This window comes from Dyella sp. C9 (assembly GCF_003332825.1).
In the GTDB taxonomy this organism is placed as follows: domain Bacteria; phylum Pseudomonadota; class Gammaproteobacteria; order Xanthomonadales; family Rhodanobacteraceae; genus Dyella.
The window spans coordinates 56,463-76,592 of sequence record NZ_QIRF01000012.1; the positions used below are offsets into that span (position 1 = coordinate 56,463).

The following is a 20,130-nucleotide window of genomic DNA, read 5'->3' on the forward strand; positions in this document are numbered from 1 at the left end:
GCACCAGGGACGCCGTTGCGCCCCGCATGGCCGGTGCCACGCGGGGGCCGGTGGCGCGGGCTTCAGTCTTCGTCCACGTGGGGCTTCCAGGCCTCGGCCAGTTGCTTCTGCACCGGCGGAGGCACCGGCTCGTAGTGGCTGAGGTCCAGGCTGTAGCGGCCGCGGCCGCCGGTCATGGCCTTGAGCTCGGTGGGGTAGTCCACCAGCTCGGCCAGCGGTGCCTGGGCCTTGATCACCAGCTCACCGCCGCGCAGCGAATCGGTGCCCAGGATGCGTGCGCGCTTGCCCGCCAGGCCGCCGGTGACGTCGCCCACGCTCGCCTCCGGAATGGCCACTTCGACGTCGACGATGGGCTCGAGCACGATGGGGCGTGCCTTGCCCACGGCATCGAGGAAGGCCTTCTTGCCGGCGCTGATGAAGGCCACTTCCTTGGAGTCCACCGGGTGGTACTTGCCGTCGTAGACGATCACGCGCAGGTCCTGGATCGGGTAGCCGGCGATGGCGCCGTTCTCCATGGCCTGGCGGATGCCTTTCTCGATGGCCGGCAGGAACTGGCCGGGAATCACGCCGCCTTTCACCTCGTCGACGAACTCGAAGCCGGCGCCGCGATCGAGCGGCTCCACCCGCAGGAACACTTCGCCGAACTGGCCGGCGCCGCCGGTCTGCTTCTTGTGGCGGTGGTGCCCTTCGGCGCGGCCGGCGATGGTTTCGCGATAGGCGATGCGCGGGGGGTGCGTGTTCACTTCCACCCCGTAGCGCTCCTTCATGCGCTCGAGCATCACCCGCAGGTGCAGGTCGGAGAGGCCACGCACCACCGTCTCATTGAGTTCCTTGTGGTGTTCGACGCGGAAGCAGGGGTCTTCCTCGGCCAGCCTTAACAAGGCCTGCGAGAGCTTCTGTTCCTGGCCCTTGTGCCTGGGCTCGAGCGCGAGGCCGAACATCGGCTGCGGAAAGCGCATGGGCTGAAGGTGGATGCGGTCCTCGTCGTGCGAGTCGTGCAGCACGGCATCGAAGTGGATCTCCTCCACCTTGGCCACGGCCGCGATGTCGCCCGGGATGGCCTGCTCGATCTCCTCGTGGTTCTTGCCACGCAACCGGAACAGGTGGCCCACCTTGAACGGCTTCTTGTTGTCGTCGATGAACAATTGCGTGTCGCGGCGGATGGTGCCCTGCCACACGCGGAACACCCCCAGCTTGCCGACGAAGGGATCGTTGACGATCTTGAACACGTCGGCGATCGCGTGCTGGCGCGGATCGGCGTTCACCGTAATGGCCTCGTCGTCGCCATTGAGGAATGGCGGCGGATTGCCTTCGGCCGGATTGGGCAGCAGGCGGGCGGCCAGCTCGAGGAATGCCTTCACGCCCACGCCGGTGCGCGCGCTGAGGAAGCAGATCGGCACCAGGTGCCCCTCGCGCAGGCACTGCTCGAAGGCGTCATGCAGCTCTTGCGGGCTCAGGTCGTCCTCGCCGGCATCCAGGTAATGGCCCATCACCGATTCGTTGATCTCCACCACCTGATCAAGGATGCGCTGATGCGCCTCGGCCAGCGACGAGAAATCGGTCGCACCTTCACCATGGAAGAAGCAGTCCAGCACCTCCTGGCCGCCCTGTGCAGGCAGGTTGACCGGCAGGCACTGGGGGCCGAATTCGTCGCGCAGGGCGTCTACCAGCGCCGCCAGCCGGCCGGCGTCGGCATCGATGCGATTGATGACCAGTACGCGGGCGAGGCCACGCCCGCTGGCACGCTCCATCATTCGCCGCGTGCCGTATTCGATGCCGTTGGACGCGTTCACCACCACGGCGACCGTTTCGACGGCGGCGAACGCGGACAGCGTCGGGCCACGGAAGTCGCTGTAACCCGCGGTGTCGATGAGATTGATATGGCTGCTGCCGAAGGAAACGCTGGCTATGGCGGTGTCGATGGAGTGGCCGCGGGCCTTTTCCTGCTCGTCGGTATCCGATTGGGTGGTGCCGCGCTCCACCGAACCCTGCGACTGGATGGTGCCACCGGCATGCAACAAGGCCTCGAACAGCGTGGTCTTGCCCGCGCCGGCATGTCCGGCGAGCGCGATGTTGCGGATGTTTTCCGTGTTGTACGACACGATGCGACCCTCCTCTGGCGAGGCGCGGATTCGTGCCGACGATGACCTGCGGCGCCGCACGAAGCCGCGCTGGCGGCTGACGATGGCGGGCCGTCATGGTCGTCCAGGCGTGCAGGACGCGGGGGCGGTCATGGCGGATTCGGTCGGGGCGACCGTCTGGCTAGCCTTTCCCTAATGCCGCGCGGGGTCAAGCTGCAGTGCGGGGAAGGGGAACCCCTGGGGCGGTTTTCTTGTCAGCTGAAGTCTCCACACCCTCGTGCGGATGGCAGGACGCTGCCGTGCGGCAAGCCCCCTGTACGACAGAAGGGAATCCCCATCGAGCATACCGAGCAGGTCGAACACCATCGTTGGACGCCACCCGGGCCATACACGCGCGGCCTGGCGCCCCTCGATGGACCCACACGCGCGATGCTGCATCAGCTGCGCTGGCGCAAGTCGCCGCCCAATCGGGGGCGTCGCTGGCTGGCCCTGGGCATCGTGCTGGTGCTGCACGCCTTGTTTGCGTGGCTCACCTGGAGCGAGCTGCGCTGGCAGCTGCCATCCAGGCAAGTCCAGGCCGAGCGCAGTGGCGCCTTGCTGGTCCGCCTGATTCCTCGCCAGAACAGCGCTGGCCGTACGGCGGCCGTGGCGGCGCCTCCGCCGCCGGCGCTGCCAGTGGTGGCGCCGCCTCCGCCCCCGCCGCCGCGCCCGGTGGTGAGGCCGCCGCCGGTGCACGAGCCACCGGCACGCAACGCCATGACAGTCAGCCTGCCGCCGGCGCCTGCGCCGGCAGCCACGGCAGCTGCGGCGCCCACCCCGCAGCTGTTCGACGCCTCGGGCCAACCCGTGCTGCCCTCGGCGAACACTGCCCCGGCGCCGGCAGGCCCCGGCTATGTGCAGCGGGGGCCGCAAGGCGACAGCAAGATCATGGAGCACGGCAGCCCGGTGCCCTACAAGCCGACCCGCTTCGACAAGAATTGGTCGCAGGGCGGCGGCAGTTCGGTGGACGACGCCTTGCAGCACGCGGTGGACAGCACCACGGTGGAGCACACCTTCCACGTCGCCCCGGGCGTGCGTATCCATTGCAAGGTTTCGCTGGCTGCGCTTGCCGGTGGTTGCGGTGGCGACCCGCCGCCTCCGCCTTCGACCAAGAGCGGTGACATGCGCCTGAACATGGCGCCCGCCACCGCGCTGGCGCCGGGCGGCCCCGAGCCCAAGCCGCCGAGCGTGGAGGAGTGCATCGCGATCTACCGCGCCGACAAGCCGCTGCCGCAGGGCTGTCCAGTCGACACGCCGACCCGTTCGGTGGACGCGGAGATGCGTGAGCGGGCTGGCCAGCAGGAGTCGCAGGGCGGCAACTGAGCCGTCCGCGAAAAGCTGCGCGGGGCTTCTCAGAACGCCCACGCAGCCCGCTACACTTCGCCCATGGAGAGGGAACCCATCGACCGACTGACAGTGACGCTTCCATCGCCCAGGTCGGCGGCGGAAAGTGCGTTCGTCTATCGTCGTCGGCGCGCCGAGCGCCCGCGCGAACGCTGGATGCGCATCCTCGGCCTGGTAGGCGCGTTGATCGTGCACCTGGTGTTCCTGTTCGGTGCCATTCTCGGGCCCGCCTACGAGATGGAGGAGTTCAACGAATCCAGCGCGCCACTGGTGGCTCGCCTGATCGAGAAGAACAAGGAAGAGCCACCGCCACCGCCACCGGTGCGCGGCACGCCGCCGAAGCAGGTCGGGCCGGTGCACCGCGGCAACGCGTCCAACGCGCCGCGCACGGCGCGCCAGAGCAGTTCATCGACGCGCACCAACAGCGAGTTGTCGCCGCTGTCGGTGCCGGCGTTGCAGACGCCGGTGATCGCCACGGCGGCCAAGGCCAGTGCGCCCAAACCGCAGATCACGGTCGCGCCACTGCCGCCGGTGACCTTGCCCAAGCCAGCGCCGACCGAGCAGCTGGCGCCGGTGCCAGTGGCTCCGCCGCCGCCGGAGGTGGCGTTGGAAACGCCACCGGTGTCCAAGCCGGTGCCGCCCAAGTTCCAGCCTGAGCCCGTGCGCAAGCCCCAGGCAGAGGGCAACCAGCCGCCGCCGCCGGAGGCCTCGCTGGCGCTGCCTGACATGCCGGCGCAATCGGCGCCGACGGTGGCGCCGCCCACCGTGGCGATGGAAAAGCCCACGGTGGCCGACACGCAGCCGAGCATTGCGCAGGTGCAGCGCCCGGAGGAGCCCGCCGCGCCGGCGGAGCCTGAAATCCAGGCCCTACCCCTGCCGGCCCAGGCCGCGCCCACCGTCAACCTGCAGCCACAGGCCGACAAGGTGACTGCCGTGGTGCCGCGCGAGCAACCCCATGTCGAGGCTCCGGCCATTCGTGTGGACGAGCCGGAACTCGAGGCCGTGCCGTTGCCGCCCCAGTCGCAGCCCAGCATGGAGCGCCCGCAGGCGCCCAAGTTGCAGACCGTGGCGCCGACTGCGATCGCGCTGGACAACCAGCCTGCGATCGAGCGCCCGCAGATCTCCACCGAAACGCCGGCGCCCGCTGCACCGAACCAGGCCAATGCCTCCGCGCCATCCAGTGCCGCGCAGGCGCAGAACGCATCGGTCGCCAAGGAGAGTGGCGCCGCCAGCGAGGCCAGCCCCAGTCGCGGCGAACAGGGTGTGAGCAGCGCGCCCAATGCCACGCCGCGTGGCAGTGATACGGGTACGCCCGGCCAGCCCAACGGGGTGAACCAGTCGCCAACCGTCGCCGGCAAGAATGGCCTCAACCTGTCGCTGCCGCCGGGGCAGGGTAGCGGCTCGTCTGGTGGACAGGGGCAGGGCAACGCGAGCGAAGGCGTGACCGGCACCTATGTGCAGCTCAAGCCGCATGGCGATACCGAAGTGATGTCGCACGGCACGCCGAACATCGGCTATCAGCCGACGCGCTTCGACAAGGATTGGACGCCACTGGGCGAAAGCTCGATCGACACCGCCCTGCGCCATGCCGTGGAAAAGACCACCATGCGCCACACGTTCCATCTCCCCCGGGGCGTGCGCGTGGAGTGCGTGGTGATGCCGCTGTTCCCGGTGGCGTTGTTCGGCTGTGGCAACGGCGACGGACCGGCCAAGCCGGTCGACGACGTGGTCTATGAAAAAATGAAGATGGCGCCGAGCAACCCGCTGGTGCCTCCCCCGTCCGTCAACGGTGCGCCTACCATCGCGACGGTCAAGCTCGACAACAGTGCGCAATGCGCCGCGGCCCGGGTATCCGGCGGTCCGCTGCCGCCTGGCTGCCAAGCCGATGCCACCGTGGTGCCGGCGCCGGTGGGTCCGGCGCACAGCGGTTCGACCTGGGTGCCGGCCAGCGACCAGTTCCACTGAAGATCGCATGCCGCGTCGTGCGGCACGCGATGCTCCTCGCGGGATTCATCCCCGCGTTCGGCTGCGGCGACTGCGTCGACGCAGCGGGATGAAGATCAGCGCAGGATGCCGTCGGTCTTCAGCTTGGGAATCAGCGTCTGCGCCAGTTCGGTGGTCGCCTTGGCGACGTTCTTGGTGCCGATGGCCTGGGTCGTCACCGTCCATACCAGTTTTTCGCTGCGCGCATCCCACACGCTGGTTTCCAGGGTTACCACGTCGTACTGGGTGACGTCGGGCGTCGAGGCCCAGGCGCCGCCGTACCAGCCCCAGAATCCGCCGTACATCGGGCCGCTGGACGTCACGTTGACCTTTTGCTCGACGCGCTGCACGCGCGTCACCAGCACGGCCTGGGCACCGCTGTTCTTCACCAGGTCGCGCAACTGCACGCCACCGGAGCTGCCTGCCGGTATCTGCGTATAGCTCGCCGAGGCCTGCACGCCGGCCGCCTGCAGTTGCTGCGCGAAGGTGTCCTCAAAGACGTGCCGCATGGTGTCGCTGCGCGAGATGCCCACCACCACCACATGGGTGGCCGGCGGTCCCGGCCAGGCGGTATCGCGCCATTGGTTGGTGATGCTCACGTTGGTGGCGCAGGCCGCAAGCACCAGGGAGAAGGTGATCAGTAACAGGCGTAGTGATTTCATGACATGGACTCCGCTCGTCGATCGCCCCTTGGGCGGCGATCCATTGTGAAGCATCCCCCGTGGAGGACGCGCGATAACCGCTGCTAGGGCGAGGGCCGCAGCAGCGAGCCAAAGGTGAGATAGACCGAATTGTGCCCGCCCTGGGCATAGCCATAGCCGAAGAACAGCGGGCCCAGTGGCGTCTGGATGCCGAGGAAGAGGCTGCCGGCATACAGCAGGGAGTCGAGGTGGACCTGGCTCTTGCTGTCCCAGGTGTTGCCGGCTTCCACGCTGGCGCCGACATAGATGGGCGTGGAGAACAACGCGTCCATCTGGCCGGTACGCCGGTACAGCACGGCGCGACCGAGCACGGACTGATCGCCATACAGGGAGCGCTCGGGCAGGCCCGACAGATTGAGGAAGCCGCCGATGAAAGTCTGTGTCTCGAAGAACTGCTGGTTGTTCGGGTTGTTGAGCGTGCTCGCCGCGTGGATGCCCAGCAGCAGGTGGTAGCGGGTGTCGGCCAGGCCGAAGTCCGGCACCCAGTCGGCATACAGGCGAGCCACGTCGGCCGTGGAGTTGCCGCCCAGCCACGGGCGGTACCACTCGTAGTCCAGGCTGGCACGCGCACCCTTGGTGGGGAATTGCGCATTGTCCAGGTTGTCCCACAGCAGGGTGACCTTGGCCATGCTGTATTCGGAGGTTTCACTGGCAGGGAACTCGGTGGGGCTGCCGATGCGCAGGTCGCCGCTGTCGCGTCCACGCTGGATGGCCGCGCTGATGCGCCAGTTGGTCATGGGCGACCAGCCGCTTTCCAGGCCCAGGTAACGTCGCTTGATGCGGTATTCGGCCAACTGCTGGTTGGCGTCGGGGGTGAAGACCGGGAACTCCTCGTTGCGGATCAGCGCGTAGGGCATGATGTAGCCGCCGGCACCTTGCCAGAACGGCTGGTAGAACTCGGAGGCGAGACCGCCGATGCGTCCTGCCCATGCCGTGCTGCGCCATTCGGCGCCCAGGCTATTCATGTTGGTGGCGTTGACCTCGCCGGAGATCAGGTACTCGCTGCGGCCCGCGAAATCGTCATTGAGCTCGAAACCCAGTTTGCCGTAGACCGGTCCCCACGGTTTGTCGCGCGGGATGATCAACAGGCCGCGCTGGTCGTCGTCCTGCTGCAGGCGATAGTCGATCTGCTGGTAGTTGCCGCGCCCGTAGATACTGCCGATCTGGGTGTCGAGCTGGTTGGGATCAAACGGCTTGCCGACATCCTTGGCCAGGCGTTCGTCGACGTATTGGGCAGTATCGGTATGGCTGCTGTCGACCTTCAGGAAGGCCACCAGCCCCGGATCGAAGTCGCGCTTGCGATGTTGTGCCTCGTACTGCGCCCATTGCTCCGGGCCCACCGACAGCGCGCGCAGGCGCGGCAGCGCGGCCTCGGCGGCGGCGCGCCCGATGGCGATGGCCTGGGCGCCCTTGTTGAACTCGGCCGCACTCATGTTGCCCAGCGGTGGCGTGATCAGGATATCGTCCGGCCCCAGCGTATCGAGCTGGCGCCGGGTCTTTTCCTCCATCAACGCGCTGACCATCTGGTTGAGCACGGCGACCGGGTTGCTGAGTTGCTCGCGCTCCAGCAGGGGCGAGCCCACGTTCACCACGATCAGCCGTTGTGCCCCCATGTTGCGCACGACGTCGATCGGCACGTTGTCCATCAGTCCGCCGTCGACCAGCAGCTGGCCATCGACATTGGTGGGCGCGAAGGCGCCGGGCACCGACATGCTCGAACGGATCGACACGGCGAGATCGCCCGAGCCGAACACCACCGGCTTGCCGGCGACGATGTCGGTGGCCACCGCGCGGAACGGAATGGACAACTGGTCGAAGTCGTGCACGTTCCAGGTGGAGATCAGCAGCCTGCGCAGCAAAAGCAGCAGCTTCTGGCCCTGCACCACGCCGGCGGGGGTGATGATGTGCCCGTTCTTGTAGCCGACCTCGAAATTGAGCAGGTAGCGGAAGTCGGCGTCCTTGCGGCGCATGGGCATTTCTTCGCGCGCCGGGTCATCGGAGAACAGCTCATTCCAGTCGAGCGTGGTGATGATGTCCTGCAGTTCGAGCGGCTTGTATCCCGCGGCGTACATGCCGCCGACGATCGAGCCCATACTGGTGCCGGCGATGCGGCAGATGGGAATGTGCTCGCGCTCGAGCACCTGCAGCACGCCGATGTGCGCGGCGCCGCGCGCACCTCCGCCGCCTAGCACCAGTCCGATGCACGGTGTTGCGTGTGCGCCAGTCGGTTCGGTCGGCTGCTGTGCCTGCACGGGCAAGCAGATGCACAGTGACAGCAAGGCGATCAGTGCGAGGGGATGGCGCATTGATGGTCCCTTTGGCCCGAGAGTGACGGCCATCGGGAATCGCCGCCCCGACGCATCCTATGTCAGTTCGGCGGTGCAACGCACGTGATGCCCGACGGACATCGGCTCGTCGTATTGCCTACACATTTCCCTCACGCTTTATGCTGGCGTGAGGTCCTGCATGACTTGCGCGGAAGCGCGGCATGGGGACTGTCATTCGACAGATCCCGATGCTTACAGCATGCGCAACAGTTCCTTCATCAGCGGCAAGCGGCGCACCCGCACGGCGCTGACGCGGAACACCGCGTTGGCGAGTGCCGGCGCCGCCGTCGGCATGGCGAGGAAGCTCGCGCCGGTGGGATCGCGGTCGCCCGGCACCAGGATCACTTCGGTGGTGTCGGGCAGCTGCGCCATGCTGGCCAGCGGGTAATCCTTCCAGCCATGCTGCTGCACCTGGCTGTCCTTGTAGGTAATGGACAGGTTGAGTGCGGTGGACAGCGCATCCAGCGTGGCGCCGGCGACCTGGCCTTCCAGGCCGGTGGGATTGATCACGCGACCCACGTCGACCGCGCAAATGGCTCGCTCGATGTTCAGGCGATTGCCCTGCAGCGAGGCTTCCACGGCGTGCGCGACGTAGGCTCCATCGACGTGCCAGCAGGCGATGCCGAAACCGTTGACGGTATGCAGCCAGTTCTTCCAGCCGATGCGATCGGCTACCAGCTGGAGCACGTTGATCAGGCGACCGGTGTCGAGCGTGCGGCCGTCGCCGAGCGGGATCATGCGCGGTTCGCCGATCAGGCGCAGGCGCGTCACCAGCGGGTCTTCCTTCAGCGAGTGGGCAATTTCATCAACGAAACTCTCCACCGCGAAGGCGTTGCTGAGATGCGGCATGCCGCGGGCCGGGCCGCGAGGCATGACGGAGGGCAGCGAATACCAGTCGCTGCGCAGGTTGGCCACCAGGCCGGCCGGCAACTGGTGGGCATCCACCTCGGAAGTCCACAGTCGGTTGTCCGCCATGCCGCGCTGTGCGAGCGCCGAGGCGCTGGCCATGCGCTGGCTCCAGGTCACGACCTGGCGCTTGGCGTCCAGCGTGGCACTGAATTTGTGCACGCAGGCGGATCGGTAGTAGTCCTGGGTGAGATCCTCGTCGCGCGTCCACATCAGCTTGACGGGCTTCTCCACCGCCTTGGCCAGCATTACCGCTTCGGCAACATAGTCGTGGTCGAGGCGCCGGCCATAGCCACCGCCTACGCGGGGCACGCTGATCCTGATCTGTGTGGGCGAGAGACCGGTGAGGCGTTGCACCACCTGCCACGCACGCTGAGGCGCCTGGGTGGGCACCACCAGCGAGGCGCCATCCTTGTCGATGCGCGCCAGGCAGTTCATCGGCTCGGCCGTCGCGTGCGCCAGCCAGGGCTGCACGTAGATCGCTTCCACGCGTCGCGCCGTCTTCTTGCCGGCGGCATCGATGTCGCCATCGTCGCGCACGCGCATGGTGGGCGCGGCATCCTTGTCGTTGATCACATCGGTGGCCTGTTGCTCGAACCAGGCGCTGCTTTCGGTCTGGCTGCCGGCTTTCCATTGCAGCTTGAGCTTGGCGCGCCCCTGCAGGGCCGCCCAGGTATTCTCCGCCAGCACGGCCACCGAGGGCGCGCGCACGGTCTGGCCGAGCGGCACGCCGGCTTCCGGCTTGAGCTGCACCACCTTGAGCACACCCTTCACTGCGAGAGTGTCAGTGGTGTCCAGGCTCTCCACGCTGCCATCGACCCATGGGCAGTGCGTGAGCACGGCGACGACGGTGTCGCCGGCGTAGCTGTCCAACGAGTAGATCGCCTGGCCGGTGACAATGGCGCGCGCGTCCACATCGCCGGCGGGCTGTCCGATCAGCGTGTAGCGATCCGGTGTCTTGAGCGCCACCGGTGCATCCGGCGGGGGGATCTTGGCGGCGGCATCGGCCAGCGTGCCATAGCCGATGCGGCGGCCGTCCGGGGCGATGACGTTGCCTTCCTCGCAGCGCAGGCGATCGGCGGGCACGCCGAGGCGGCGGGCCGCGGCCTGCAACAGCAGCCAGCGCGCCAGTGCACCGGCTTCGCGCAGGTCGCCCCAGGCCGCCGGGATCGAGTCGCCAAGTCCGCTGGTCTGGTGGCCATAGGTCCAGTGTGGCTTGCCGTTGTTGTCCTCGACGCCCAGTCCCAGCGGCACCACGGTAACCCGGGTCCAGTCGGCGTCGAGTTCATCGGCGATGATGCGGGGCAAAGAGGTGGCGGTGCCGGTGCCGGTGTCCGGATCGCGCGCGCCGATCACCACGTTGCCGTCGGCATCGATGCGCACATAGGCGCCCAGCCCATACAGGGTGTCGCCCTGCAGCGAGGCCGGCACCGGGGCGTCCACCGCGTCCGCCAACGGAATGCCCACGATCAGGGCACCGGCCGTGCCGGCCAGCACCTGCAGGAAGCGGCGGCGCGAGGGGAGGGAGGGGTGATCGTTGCGGACGCTCATGCGCGGCCTCCATTGGCAGCGCGCTTGATCGCACGGCGTACGCGGGTCTGGCAGCCGCAGCGGCACAGGTTGGGCAACTGGTCGATGTCGCTGTCGCTGGGCTGCGGGTGGCGGTTGAGCAAGTCCACCGAGGCGATCAGCCAGCCCGGCGTGCAGTAGCCGCAGCCGATGGCGTCTTCGTCGACAAACGCCTGCTGCACCGGGTGAAGCTTGCCGTCCGCCGCAACGAGGCCCTCGACGGTCGTCACCGACTTGCCCGCCAGTTCGGCCACCGGCACGGTCGTGGCCGAAGCCAGTTTGCCGTTGACCAGCACAAGGTCGAAGCCGCCTTCGCCGTGCTCGCCGCTGTACTTGGTGCCGGTCAGGCGCAGCACGTCGCGCAGGTACCACAGCAGGGGCATCTGTGCGTCGCCGGTATGGCGGTAGGCCCTGCCATTGATCTCCAGATCCACGCCTTCGCGTACCTTCTCCGGCACGATGGTGTTGCTAGGTGTGGGCGTCAGGATCTGGTCTTGCGCGTGCGCCATCGGGAAAAGCCTCCTTCCATATCCGTCCATTGTGGCATTGCAGGGCGCTGCTTAGGAGGTGACGCGGCTGAACAGGCGTCGCCAGATCACGTAGACGGGGATGCCGGCGGCCATGATCAGCAGTCCCATGCCGGTGTTCTGGGGGCTGGCGCGCAGGCTCTGCACCACCACCAGGCCTACCGTGGCGATGAAGATCAGGGGCAGCAGGGGGTAGCCGGGCACGTGGAAACTGGCCTGGCTGCCCTCCTTGTGGCGATACCAGAACAAGGTGCCGACGCCTACGGCACAGGCCAGCCAGTCGCCGAAGGTGGCGTAGTCGAGCAACTGGCCATAGCTGCCGGACAGCACCAGCACCACGGCCCACCCCGAGAGCAGCAGCAGCGCGACATTGGGTGTGCGGTGCACCGGATGGAGCCGCGCCACGCTGCGGAAGAACAGCCCGTCCTCGCCCATGACCTGCAGCACGCGCGCGCCGGCCACCAGGGTGATGTTGCAGAAGCCCAGCGTGGATATGGCGATGCCGATGGCGATCAGCTTCGCGCCCGCCGTGCCGAATACCCGCTGCATCACGTCGGCCGCCGGCGTGTGGCTGGCAGCCAGGCCGGCATGGCCGAGCACGGCGAGATAGGCCAGGTTGACCAGTGCGTAGGCGGCGATCACCAGCAGCATGCCGATGATCAGCGCGCGTGGGAGGGTGCGCTGCGGCTCCGCGACTTCGCCGGCCAGGTTGTTGAGGTAGGTGAAACCGGAGTAGGCGAACAAAACCGGCAGGGCGGCGCCCATGAAGCCGACATCCGCGAACTGCGGGTCGGTGCCCAGCAGTCCGCGGCCACCGGCACCCGCCAGGAACAGGCCGCACACCACCAGCACGGCGACGGCGAGCAGCTTGAGCAGGGTAAACAGGTTCTGCACTTGTGCGCCCAGGCGCAGGCCGAACAGGTTGATCAGCGCCACGAACACCAGCGCGCCGGCCGCGAGTGGCGTGGCGATGGTCGGTGGCAGGCCGAACACCGATGCCGCATAGCTGGCGAAGATGGTCGCCACGGCTGCACTGGAACCCGAATAGATCACCAGCAGCATGGTCCAGCCGAACAGGAATCCCGCCAGCGGGCCAAAGGCGTCGCGCAGGTAGATATAGCTGCCGCCCGCATGCGGGCGGCGAGCGCCCAGTTCGGCGTAGCACAGTGCGCCGATCAGGGTCAGTACGCCGGCGCCCACCCACATCAGCAGCAGCGCCAGGCCCGATTCGGTGCGCTGGGCGGCGATGCCCGGGTTGAGGAAGATGCCGCCGCCGATGATGCCGCCGACCACGATCATGGCCGCGTCCCAAGGGCGGAGGCGGCGCACGTAGCCGCCGGACGTCGAGGTGTCGCTCATGGAATACCCGCTGCGGAAATCTCGGGCGAGGATGGCGGGTGGATCGTCCAGCGGCAAGCCCTCCGTTCCGGGCGGGCGTTCCGCGGCGCTGGCCGGCGACGGGCCGCCGGCCAGCGGTCAAGCTCAGCCTGCGGCGGCCGTCAGAAACCGCTGTGCAGGAACAGGTCGAAGTTGGCCACGTTGAGCGTGCCGATGCCTGCGGCCGGCTCGTACCCGGGTATGCCGTAGTAGTACCAGTTGTCCCCGGCCTTGATGTCGTTGAAGGACGAGTACGCCCCGTAGCCGAAGAAGTTCTGCAACAGGTACGCCTGCGGGTTCCACAGGCCGATGCGGTGACCGTTGCTCTGCCTCAGCAGCGCGGTGATGCCGTTGAGCTGCGGCGCGACGAAGCTGGTGCCGCCATAGCCATAGGCGACGCCTGGCGCGGCGAAGTCCACCGTGTCGACGACCGAATAGCCGGTTTCGGGATCGGCATTCAGGGAAATGTCCGGCAGGTTGCGCCCGGCGAAATTCCCCGGCAGCGTCAAGATCGTCTCCGGCTTGCTTCCACCGTAGTAGACCAGCGACTGGTTCGGTTCGCTGCGCCGGATGCCCTGGGTGGCGCGCTGGTATGACGGTTCCTGCCAGTAGATGCTGACGCCGCCACCGCTACCGGAGCTGAAGAGGTATTGCTTCCAGCCGCCGGGCGTTGGGTCGTAGGCGTTGAGGTAGTTGGCGATATAGTCCCAGCCCCACACCTGTTCCTGCTTGATCGACGCGGTCGGCCCGCCGCCCGAGCCAAAGAAATAGGTGATGTTGTAGCTGAAGGGGCGCGTGGTGCCGCCGGCCGCGGTGATATAGGCATCGTCGGCGGGAGATTCCACTGTCAGCGGCGTGCTGTAGGTGGGGGCGGCCAGTCCTTCCCGTACCAATTCGTAGGCACCCGAATCTCCCGAAGCGACGAACAGCGAGATGCCCTGTGCGGCGGCTTCGAGGAAGATCTGGTGGAAGGCCTGCAGTACGCCAGTCTCGTCGACGCCACCATTCAATTGCGGGAAGAGGTCTTCCTCCGCCTGTCCCCAACTCGTCGAGATGCTGTCGGCGATGTTGTCGGACACGGCAGCATAGAACGCGTCGATGAAATTGCCATTGGTGACGTTGGGCGCCTCGTAGACGCGGATGTTCGCCTGGGGTGCCAGACCGCCGGATTGTTCCACGTCCAGCGAGGTCTCGTCGTCGCCGACACCCGCGGTGGGCGTATCGCCGCCATCGACTGGGATCACGGTGATGCGGTTGGCCTTGACCGGCAGGCCGATCATGCTCCAGTACGCGTACGCATCGCTGGGCTGGAAAGCGGCCAGGGTGACAATGCCGATGGTCGAGCCGCTGCCATTGATGCCGGCTTTGTACAGCGGGTTGATGTTGTAGAAGTTGGCCACGTCACCGACCGTGTATTCCTCGGGGATTCCGGTGGCGGTGCCATTGCCGCTGCTGTTGGCGGTGGCGGTCTTGCTGGTCAACTTCAGGCTGCCGAAGTGATCCGCACGCGCAATATTCGGATGCAGCTTCACGTCCGTGCTGAGCCCTGTGGCGGACAACAGCGTGTCGGCGATGATGGACGGGATGACCGGTTGCGTATTGGGCCGATGGAAGTGCCGTCCGTCCGCCGACTGGTAATCGTGTACGGATGTCTGGAGGGCTGCATTGAACTGGGCGATGGTGCCGGTGGCCTGGATCGATAGATGGTTGGCCGCCACGGCGCCCGCCGTGATGCCCTGCTGCTTGAGGAACGCCTGCACGCGCGAGATCTCGCTTGCTGTCGCACCGTAGGTTGCGCTGAATTGCGCGGTGGTGAGGAACTGGTGATAGAGCGGATCGCCAGGGGTGACCGTGTGCTGGATGAAGTCTTCCAGGGCCGCCTGGTTGTGCAGCTTGAGTATCAACGTAACAGTAACGGTCTGGCTGGCATTGCTGGCTCCGAGGTCCGTGGCGTCGGCGCTGGCGGCGTTGGCTGCAGTGGCGAATACGCCACCGAGCACCAGCGTCAACGCAGCTGCAAGCGCGTTGCGATGCATCGGGTTACGCATGTTCGTTCTCCAAGGGTGGGAACGGTCTTGCAGGTGATGTGGCGCACTCCCCGTGTGCTGTCACGCCACCCGGCTGGCCGCGGGTCGCAGAATCGGAAATCACTCCCCAATCGCCCAGGCGCCCCTGTGATGCCTCCGCACTGGCGGATTAACCCTAACCCCACTTTGTGTCTGGTGGAAGTACCTGAAATAAAAAGAAAAAACGTCAACTTCTTTCGTGCCCGCAGCATGTTGTGGCGCGGGCTGCGCGATCGAAAGATGTGGCGTCACTGATCCGTCGCATGCGTGCGCTTCATCGGAAAATTGCGGTGCGATACGGCCAATGAAAACGGCCGGCACCCTCTCGGGGGCCGGCCGCTGGCGAGCGGTCGAACTCGTTTTAGAAACTGCGCAGGAACAGGTCCAGGTTGGTGACGTTGAGCGTGCCCAGGCCGGCGCCCGGCTCGTAACCCTGCTTGCCGTCGTAGAACCAGTTGTCGCCGTCGCGGATGTCGTTGAACGCGGACCACTTGCCGTAGCCGAACACGTTCTGCAGGAAGTACACCTGCGGATTCCAGAAGCCGATGCGATGGCCGGCGCTCTGGGTCAGCAGGGCGCTGATGCCGTTGAGCTGGGGAGCCACGAAGCTGGTGCCGCCTTCCGCGCCGAAGCCGCCATCGGAGGTGGCGTAGTAGAGATAGCCGGTCTCGGGATCGGCGTTCAGCGCGATGTCGGGCACGTTGCGTCCATGGAAGCCGCCGGGCAACACCAGGTAGGTCTGCTCGCCGGCCACCGGATCGTCATAGGCCAGCGTCTGCTTCTTCTCGCTGGTGCGGATGCCTTGGGTGAATACCTGGTAGAGCGGCGTGTGCCAGTACACGCTGACGCCGCCGCCACCGCCCACCGAGAACAGGTCGACCACGCCCTTGCCGATGTACGTGTCGAAGTAGTTCTGGATGTAGTCCCAGCCCCAGATGCGCTCCTTGGTCAGCGACTTGGTCGGGCCGGTGCGGAAGTGATAGGTGAAGGGCACCGTGGTGCCGCCCGCCGCGGTGATGTACGGGTCCGAAGCAGGGGAGTCCACGGTCAGCGGCGAATTGAACGTGCCCACGCCCGGGCCATGGCCCAGGTCGCGCACGGTGTCGTAGGCACCGGAGTCACCGCTGGCGGCAAAGGTCGACTGGCCCTGTATCGCGGCTTCAAGCAGGATCTGGTGGAAGGTCTGCAGGTCGCCCACATCGGTGGTATCGGTGGGGCTGGCGCCATCCACGTTCAGTGCGGCGAAGTTGAAGACCTCCGGCAGGCCCCAGCTGGTGGAGATGCTGTCGGCCTTGTTGTCCACCACCGCCTGCATGAACGCATCGGTGAAGCCATTGCCTGCGTTTGGCGCGTCATACACCAGGATATCGGCGAACGGCGCCAGGCCGCCTGACTGCTCCACGTCCAGCGAGGTTTCGCCGGTGCCGCCGTCGATGACGCCACCGCCGTCCACATGGATCTGCGTGATGCGGTTGGGCTTGGTCGGCAGGCCGATGGCGGACCAGTAGGTCTGGGCGTCCGCCGGGTCGAAGTTCGACAGCGTGACGATGGCGACGGTGGAGCCCTTGCCGTTGACGCCGCGCGCGTACAGCGGATTGATGTTGTAGAGGTTGGCCACGTCACCCACGGTGTACTGGCCGGGCGTACCGGTCGCCGTGGGGTTGCCGCTGGTGGTGGTCGTGGCACTGAGCGTGCTGCGGGCCAGCGTCTTGCTGCTGACCGCCGGTTGCGTCGTGTCCATCGGCTTGACGCGATGCGACACGTACTTGCGCTCGTTGCTCAGGCCCGAGGCGAACAGCAGCGTGTTGGTGAGGCCGGTGGGCAGCACCACCGCCTGGGTTGGGCGATGGAAAGAGCGCCCTGTGTCTTGCGACACGAAGGTGTGGATGGGCGTCTGGAAGGCCGCGCTGAATTGCGCAAGCGTGCCGCTGGTGCGGATCGCCATGCGATTGGCCAGCACCGTGCCGGCGCCAAGGCCCTGTTGCTTCAGGAAGGCCTGTACCTGCGTGATGTCGGCATCGGTGGCGCCGTACTTGCTGGCGAACTCGCTGGTGCTTATGAACTGGTGGTAGTGGGGATTGCCGGGTGTGACGGTCTGCTGGATGTAGTCCTCAAGCTGGGCCTGGTTGTGCAGCCTCAGTACCAGGGTGACGTTGATGACTTGTGCGTTGTTGGCCGTGCCCAGATCGACGGTGGGCTTGGCCTCCTCGGCGAGGGCGTCAGCTGACGCGGCGGCGAACAAGAGGGCGAGGGAGGCTGCGAGCGACTTGCGGTGCAACTTCATGTGCATAGGAAGACTCTCCAGGGTAGATGCGGCCTGTCCGGCAAGGCGCGGGCGGCACCATCGGGCCGTCCCGTGCGCCGGCTAGGCCACGAGTCGTACGGACGTAATCACTTCCCCACGGCCCAGGCGGCCCCCTGAAGAAATTCCGACCTGGTGGAGCGAACCTAGCGGCTTTCGCAAGAACACGGAAGTGCATGATACTGCGCAAGAAATGGCGAAATGGCGCAGCGCGGCGAAAAGGTGACGCAATAAGTTGCGACTACGTCGTTTGGCCTACCCGGTTTGGCGGGGAGGCCGAAAAGGTGTCGCGTCAATCTTGGTTCAGGTGGCATGGATACTCTTGCGATGCGCAGATACTTGCGCCACACCTACAACATCTTGCAAGGACGTCACTGATGAAAAAGCTCACGTCGGCCGCCGCGTTGGCCGTGTTCTTACTCGGTTCGGGCGCAGCCGTTGCGCAGGACGGGCAGTTCTTCGTCAATGGAAGTGTTGGGCAATCGAGGTTCACCTCCCCGTCCTGGGGGGCCTCGACCTCGGACAAGACCGACACACAGGGCTCATTGCGACTGGGTTATCTGTGGCGCAGCGGCGGATTCCAATTCGGGCCCGAAGTGGGTTACGTGGATCTCGGACAGCTTGACTATCGCGGCACCTACTCCGCCATCGGTGGCAACGGCCAGGGGGTACAGACCCCTTTCCGCGACACCTTGTCTGCCAAGGGCTGGCTGTGGGGCGGCACGGTCAAGTACAACTTCGAGACACCCTGGTACATCTCGGCGCGTGCTGGCTGGTTCCAGGCGAAGGTCACCGACAAGTATGAGGCCGACGGCACCCGGTGGCGCTCCAGCGGCGACAGCACCCAGTGGTATGCAGGGCTTGGCGTGGGCTACAACTTTTCGCGTTCGTGGAGCCTTGGGGTGGGTTACGACTATTACCGCCTGGGCCGTTACACCGACGGCGTAAATACGTACTCCGTGACGGCAGAGTTTCGCTTCTGATGTCCCCGGCGGCCGCGCAAGCGGCCGTCTTTTTGGGGCCGAGAGCCATTTGCGGCACAATAAGAGGGTTGTGCGTCGTCAACGCCCCTGTTTTCGACGCCCTTTCCCCCGGAGTCGAAGCAGCCGCCATGACCACCATCAAGCAAGACGATCTGATCCAGTCCGTCGCCGACGCCCTGCAGTACATCAGCTACTACCACCCCGTCGACTACATCACCAACCTCGCCGCCGCCTATGAGCGCGAGGAGTCGCCGGCGGCCAAGGACGCGATGGCGCAGATCCTGATCAACTCGCGCATGGCCGCCGAAGGCCATCGCCCGCTGTGCCAGGACACCGGCATCGTCACGGTCTTCCTCAAGGTCGGCATGAACGTGCAGTGGGACGCCACCATGTCGCTCGAAGACATGGTCAACGAAGGCGTGCGCCGCGCCTACAACGACCCGGACAACAAGCTGCGCGCCAGCGTGCTGGCCGACCCGGCCGGCAAGCGCAGCAACACCAAGGACAACACCCCGGCGGTCATCAACATGTCCATCGTGCCGGGCGACACGGTCGAGGTGATCGTGGCCGCCAAGGGCGGCGGCTCGGAGGCCAAGTCCAAGTTCGCCATGCTCAACCCGTCCGACTCCATCGTCGACTGGGTGCTCAAGACCGTGCCGACCATGGGCGCCGGCTGGTGCCCGCCGGGCATGCTGGGCATCGGCATCGGCGGCACCGCCGAGAAGGCGATGCTGCTGGCCAAGGAATCGTTGATGGAGCACATCGACATCCAGGAGCTGATTGCGCGCGGTCCGCAGAACCGCGCGGAAGAGCTGCGCATCGAGCTGTACGAGAAGGTCAACGCGCTGGGCATCGGTGCGCAGGGCCTGGGTGGCCTCACCACCGTGCTCGACGTGAAGATCAAGGACTACCCGACCCACGCGGCCAACCTGCCGGTGGCGATGATTCCCAACTGCGCCGCCACCCGCCACGCGCACTTCACGCTGGATGGTTCGGGCCCGGTTGCGCTGGATCCGCCGTCGCTGGAGCACTGGCCCAAGCTCACCTACGACGCCAGCAAGGGCCGTCGCGTGAACCTGGACACCGTGACCCGCGAGGACGTGGCCAGCTGGAAGCCGGGCGAGGTGCTGCTGCTCAACGGCAAGCTGCTCACCGGCCGCGATGCAGCGCATAAGCGCATGGTCGACATGCTCAACAAGGGCGAGCCGCTGCCGGTCGATTTCAAGAATCGCTTCATCTACTACGTCGGCCCGGTCGATCCGGTGCGTGACGAGGTGGTCGGCCCGGCCGGCCCGACCACCGCCACCCGCATGGACAAGTTCACCGAGCAGGTGCTGGCGCAGACCGGCCTGCTGGGCATGGTCGGCAAGGCCGAGCGCGGCCCGGCCGCGATCGAGGCGATCAAGAAGCACCAGTCGGTGTACCTGATGGCCGTCGGTGGCGCTGCGTATCTCGTGTCCAAGGCGATCAAGGCCAGCCGCGTGGTCGGTTTTGCCGACCTTGGCATGGAAGCGATCTACGAGTTCGAGGTGCAGGACATGCCGGTGACGGTGGCGGTCGATTCCGCCGGTACCTCGGTGCACCAGACCGGGCCGAAGGAATGGCAGGCGCGTATCGGCAAGATTCCTGTGGTGGTGGCGTAAGACTGCACTTCTCCTTCTTCCCTCCGGGGAGAAGGCTGGGATGAGGGGCGGGTGCTTGCGGACGCTTTGCTAGAGCAGGCTTTCGCTCCCTTAGCCACTGAGGCAAGTCCGACCCCTCACCCCAACCCTCTCCCCGCAGGGGAGAGGGTGCCGGTACTGCCACCCCATACTCTCCCGCATTTAGCCATCCAAACGCCCGCGAGCGCGCGGCGGTTGCATTCCACCTGCTGCGGCGCAACACTGGCCCGATTGTTTTCCCCAACCACCACTGAAGGTACTCGT

12 protein-coding genes are annotated in these 20,130 nt (G+C 66.5%); 4 read left to right on the top strand and 8 right to left on the bottom strand.

Annotated features, from left to right (window positions below):
• Positions 1 to 62 precede the first annotated feature (62 nt).
• Positions 63 to 2,102: an elongation factor G gene (gene fusA / locus DVU99_RS13960; protein ID WP_114240838.1), complete on the bottom strand. Its 2,040-nt coding sequence runs from the start codon at positions 2,100 to 2,102 to the stop codon at positions 63 to 65.
• A gap of 408 nt (positions 2,103 to 2,510) precedes the next feature.
• Between fusA and DVU99_RS13965 the strand changes: the two genes are divergently transcribed.
• A complete protein-coding gene (locus DVU99_RS13965) occupies positions 2,511 to 3,443 on the top strand; it encodes a hypothetical protein (RefSeq protein WP_114240839.1) in 933 nt (310 codons plus the stop codon).
• Between the two features lie 177 nt (positions 3,444 to 3,620).
• The gene (locus DVU99_RS13970) at positions 3,621 to 5,429 is read left to right on the top strand and encodes a hypothetical protein (protein ID WP_232823611.1); all 1,809 of its coding nucleotides are present in this window, start codon (positions 3,621 to 3,623) and stop codon (positions 5,427 to 5,429) included.
• 95 nt (positions 5,430 to 5,524) lie between these two features.
• Here the strand turns inward: DVU99_RS13970 and DVU99_RS13975 are convergent, their stop codons facing one another.
• The 7 genes from DVU99_RS13975 to DVU99_RS14005 all read right to left on the bottom strand — a co-directional run bounded on the left by DVU99_RS13975 (position 5,525) and on the right by DVU99_RS14005 (position 17,210).
• Entirely contained in the window at positions 5,525 to 6,109 is a 585-nt protein-coding gene (locus DVU99_RS13975) for a hypothetical protein (protein WP_114240841.1), read from the bottom strand.
• A gap of 83 nt (positions 6,110 to 6,192) precedes the next feature.
• On the bottom strand, positions 6,193 to 8,454 hold the full coding sequence (locus tag DVU99_RS13980) for a patatin-like phospholipase family protein (protein ID WP_198670333.1): 2,262 nt from the start codon (positions 8,452 to 8,454) through the stop codon (positions 6,193 to 6,195).
• Positions 8,455 to 8,667: 213 nt separating this feature from the next.
• Positions 8,668 to 10,932, bottom strand: a complete 2,265-nt coding sequence (locus DVU99_RS13985; RefSeq protein WP_114240843.1) for a xanthine dehydrogenase family protein molybdopterin-binding subunit — start codon at positions 10,930 to 10,932, stop codon at positions 8,668 to 8,670.
• Positions 10,929 to 11,459 (bottom strand): (2Fe-2S)-binding protein, encoded by a 531-nt coding sequence (locus tag DVU99_RS13990; protein ID WP_114240844.1) that lies wholly within the window; start codon positions 11,457 to 11,459, stop codon positions 10,929 to 10,931. Before DVU99_RS13990 ends, DVU99_RS13985 begins: the two co-directional genes overlap by 4 nt.
• Positions 11,460 to 11,510: 51 nt before the next feature.
• Positions 11,511 to 12,836: an APC family permease gene (locus DVU99_RS13995; protein WP_114240885.1), complete on the bottom strand. Its 1,326-nt coding sequence runs from the start codon at positions 12,834 to 12,836 to the stop codon at positions 11,511 to 11,513.
• A 140-nt stretch (positions 12,837 to 12,976) separates the two neighbouring features.
• Positions 12,977 to 14,902 (bottom strand): protease pro-enzyme activation domain-containing protein, encoded by a 1,926-nt coding sequence (locus DVU99_RS14000; protein WP_114240845.1) that lies wholly within the window; start codon positions 14,900 to 14,902, stop codon positions 12,977 to 12,979.
• A 379-nt stretch (positions 14,903 to 15,281) separates the two neighbouring features.
• Positions 15,282 to 17,210: a protease pro-enzyme activation domain-containing protein gene (locus tag DVU99_RS14005; protein WP_114240846.1), complete on the bottom strand. Its 1,929-nt coding sequence runs from the start codon at positions 17,208 to 17,210 to the stop codon at positions 15,282 to 15,284.
• Between the two features lie 389 nt (positions 17,211 to 17,599).
• Between DVU99_RS14005 and DVU99_RS14010 the strand changes: the two genes are divergently transcribed.
• Entirely contained in the window at positions 17,600 to 18,205 is a 606-nt protein-coding gene (locus DVU99_RS14010) for an outer membrane protein (protein ID WP_157971446.1), read from the top strand.
• A 128-nt stretch (positions 18,206 to 18,333) separates the two neighbouring features.
• Positions 18,334 to 19,848 carry a fumarate hydratase gene (locus DVU99_RS14015; protein ID WP_114240848.1) on the top strand — a complete coding sequence of 505 codons (1,515 nt, stop codon included), beginning with the start codon at positions 18,334 to 18,336 and terminating at the stop codon, positions 19,846 to 19,848.
• Positions 19,849 to 20,130 lie beyond the last annotated feature (282 nt).

Coding starts and splice junctions, on each gene's coding strand:
- DVU99_RS13975 (WP_114240841.1), bottom strand. CDS start 6,109: ATGAAATCACTACGCCTGTTACTGATCACCTTCTCCCTGGTGCTTGCG.
- DVU99_RS13995 (WP_114240885.1), bottom strand. CDS start 12,836: ATGAGCGACACCTCGACGTCCGGCGGCTACGTGCGCCGCCTCCGCCCT.
- DVU99_RS13970 (WP_232823611.1), top strand. CDS start 3,621: ATGCGCATCCTCGGCCTGGTAGGCGCGTTGATCGTGCACCTGGTGTTC.
- DVU99_RS13990 (WP_114240844.1), bottom strand. CDS start 11,459: ATGGCGCACGCGCAAGACCAGATCCTGACGCCCACACCTAGCAACACC.
- DVU99_RS13980 (WP_198670333.1), bottom strand. CDS start 8,454: ATGCGCCATCCCCTCGCACTGATCGCCTTGCTGTCACTGTGCATCTGC.
- DVU99_RS14010 (WP_157971446.1), top strand. CDS start 17,600: ATGAAAAAGCTCACGTCGGCCGCCGCGTTGGCCGTGTTCTTACTCGGT.
- DVU99_RS14005 (WP_114240846.1), bottom strand. CDS start 17,210: ATGCACATGAAGTTGCACCGCAAGTCGCTCGCAGCCTCCCTCGCCCTC.
- DVU99_RS14015 (WP_114240848.1), top strand. CDS start 18,334: ATGACCACCATCAAGCAAGACGATCTGATCCAGTCCGTCGCCGACGCC.
- DVU99_RS14000 (WP_114240845.1), bottom strand. CDS start 14,902: ATGCGTAACCCGATGCATCGCAACGCGCTTGCAGCTGCGTTGACGCTG.
- DVU99_RS13985 (WP_114240843.1), bottom strand. CDS start 10,932: ATGAGCGTCCGCAACGATCACCCCTCCCTCCCCTCGCGCCGCCGCTTC.
- DVU99_RS13965 (WP_114240839.1), top strand. CDS start 2,511: ATGCTGCATCAGCTGCGCTGGCGCAAGTCGCCGCCCAATCGGGGGCGT.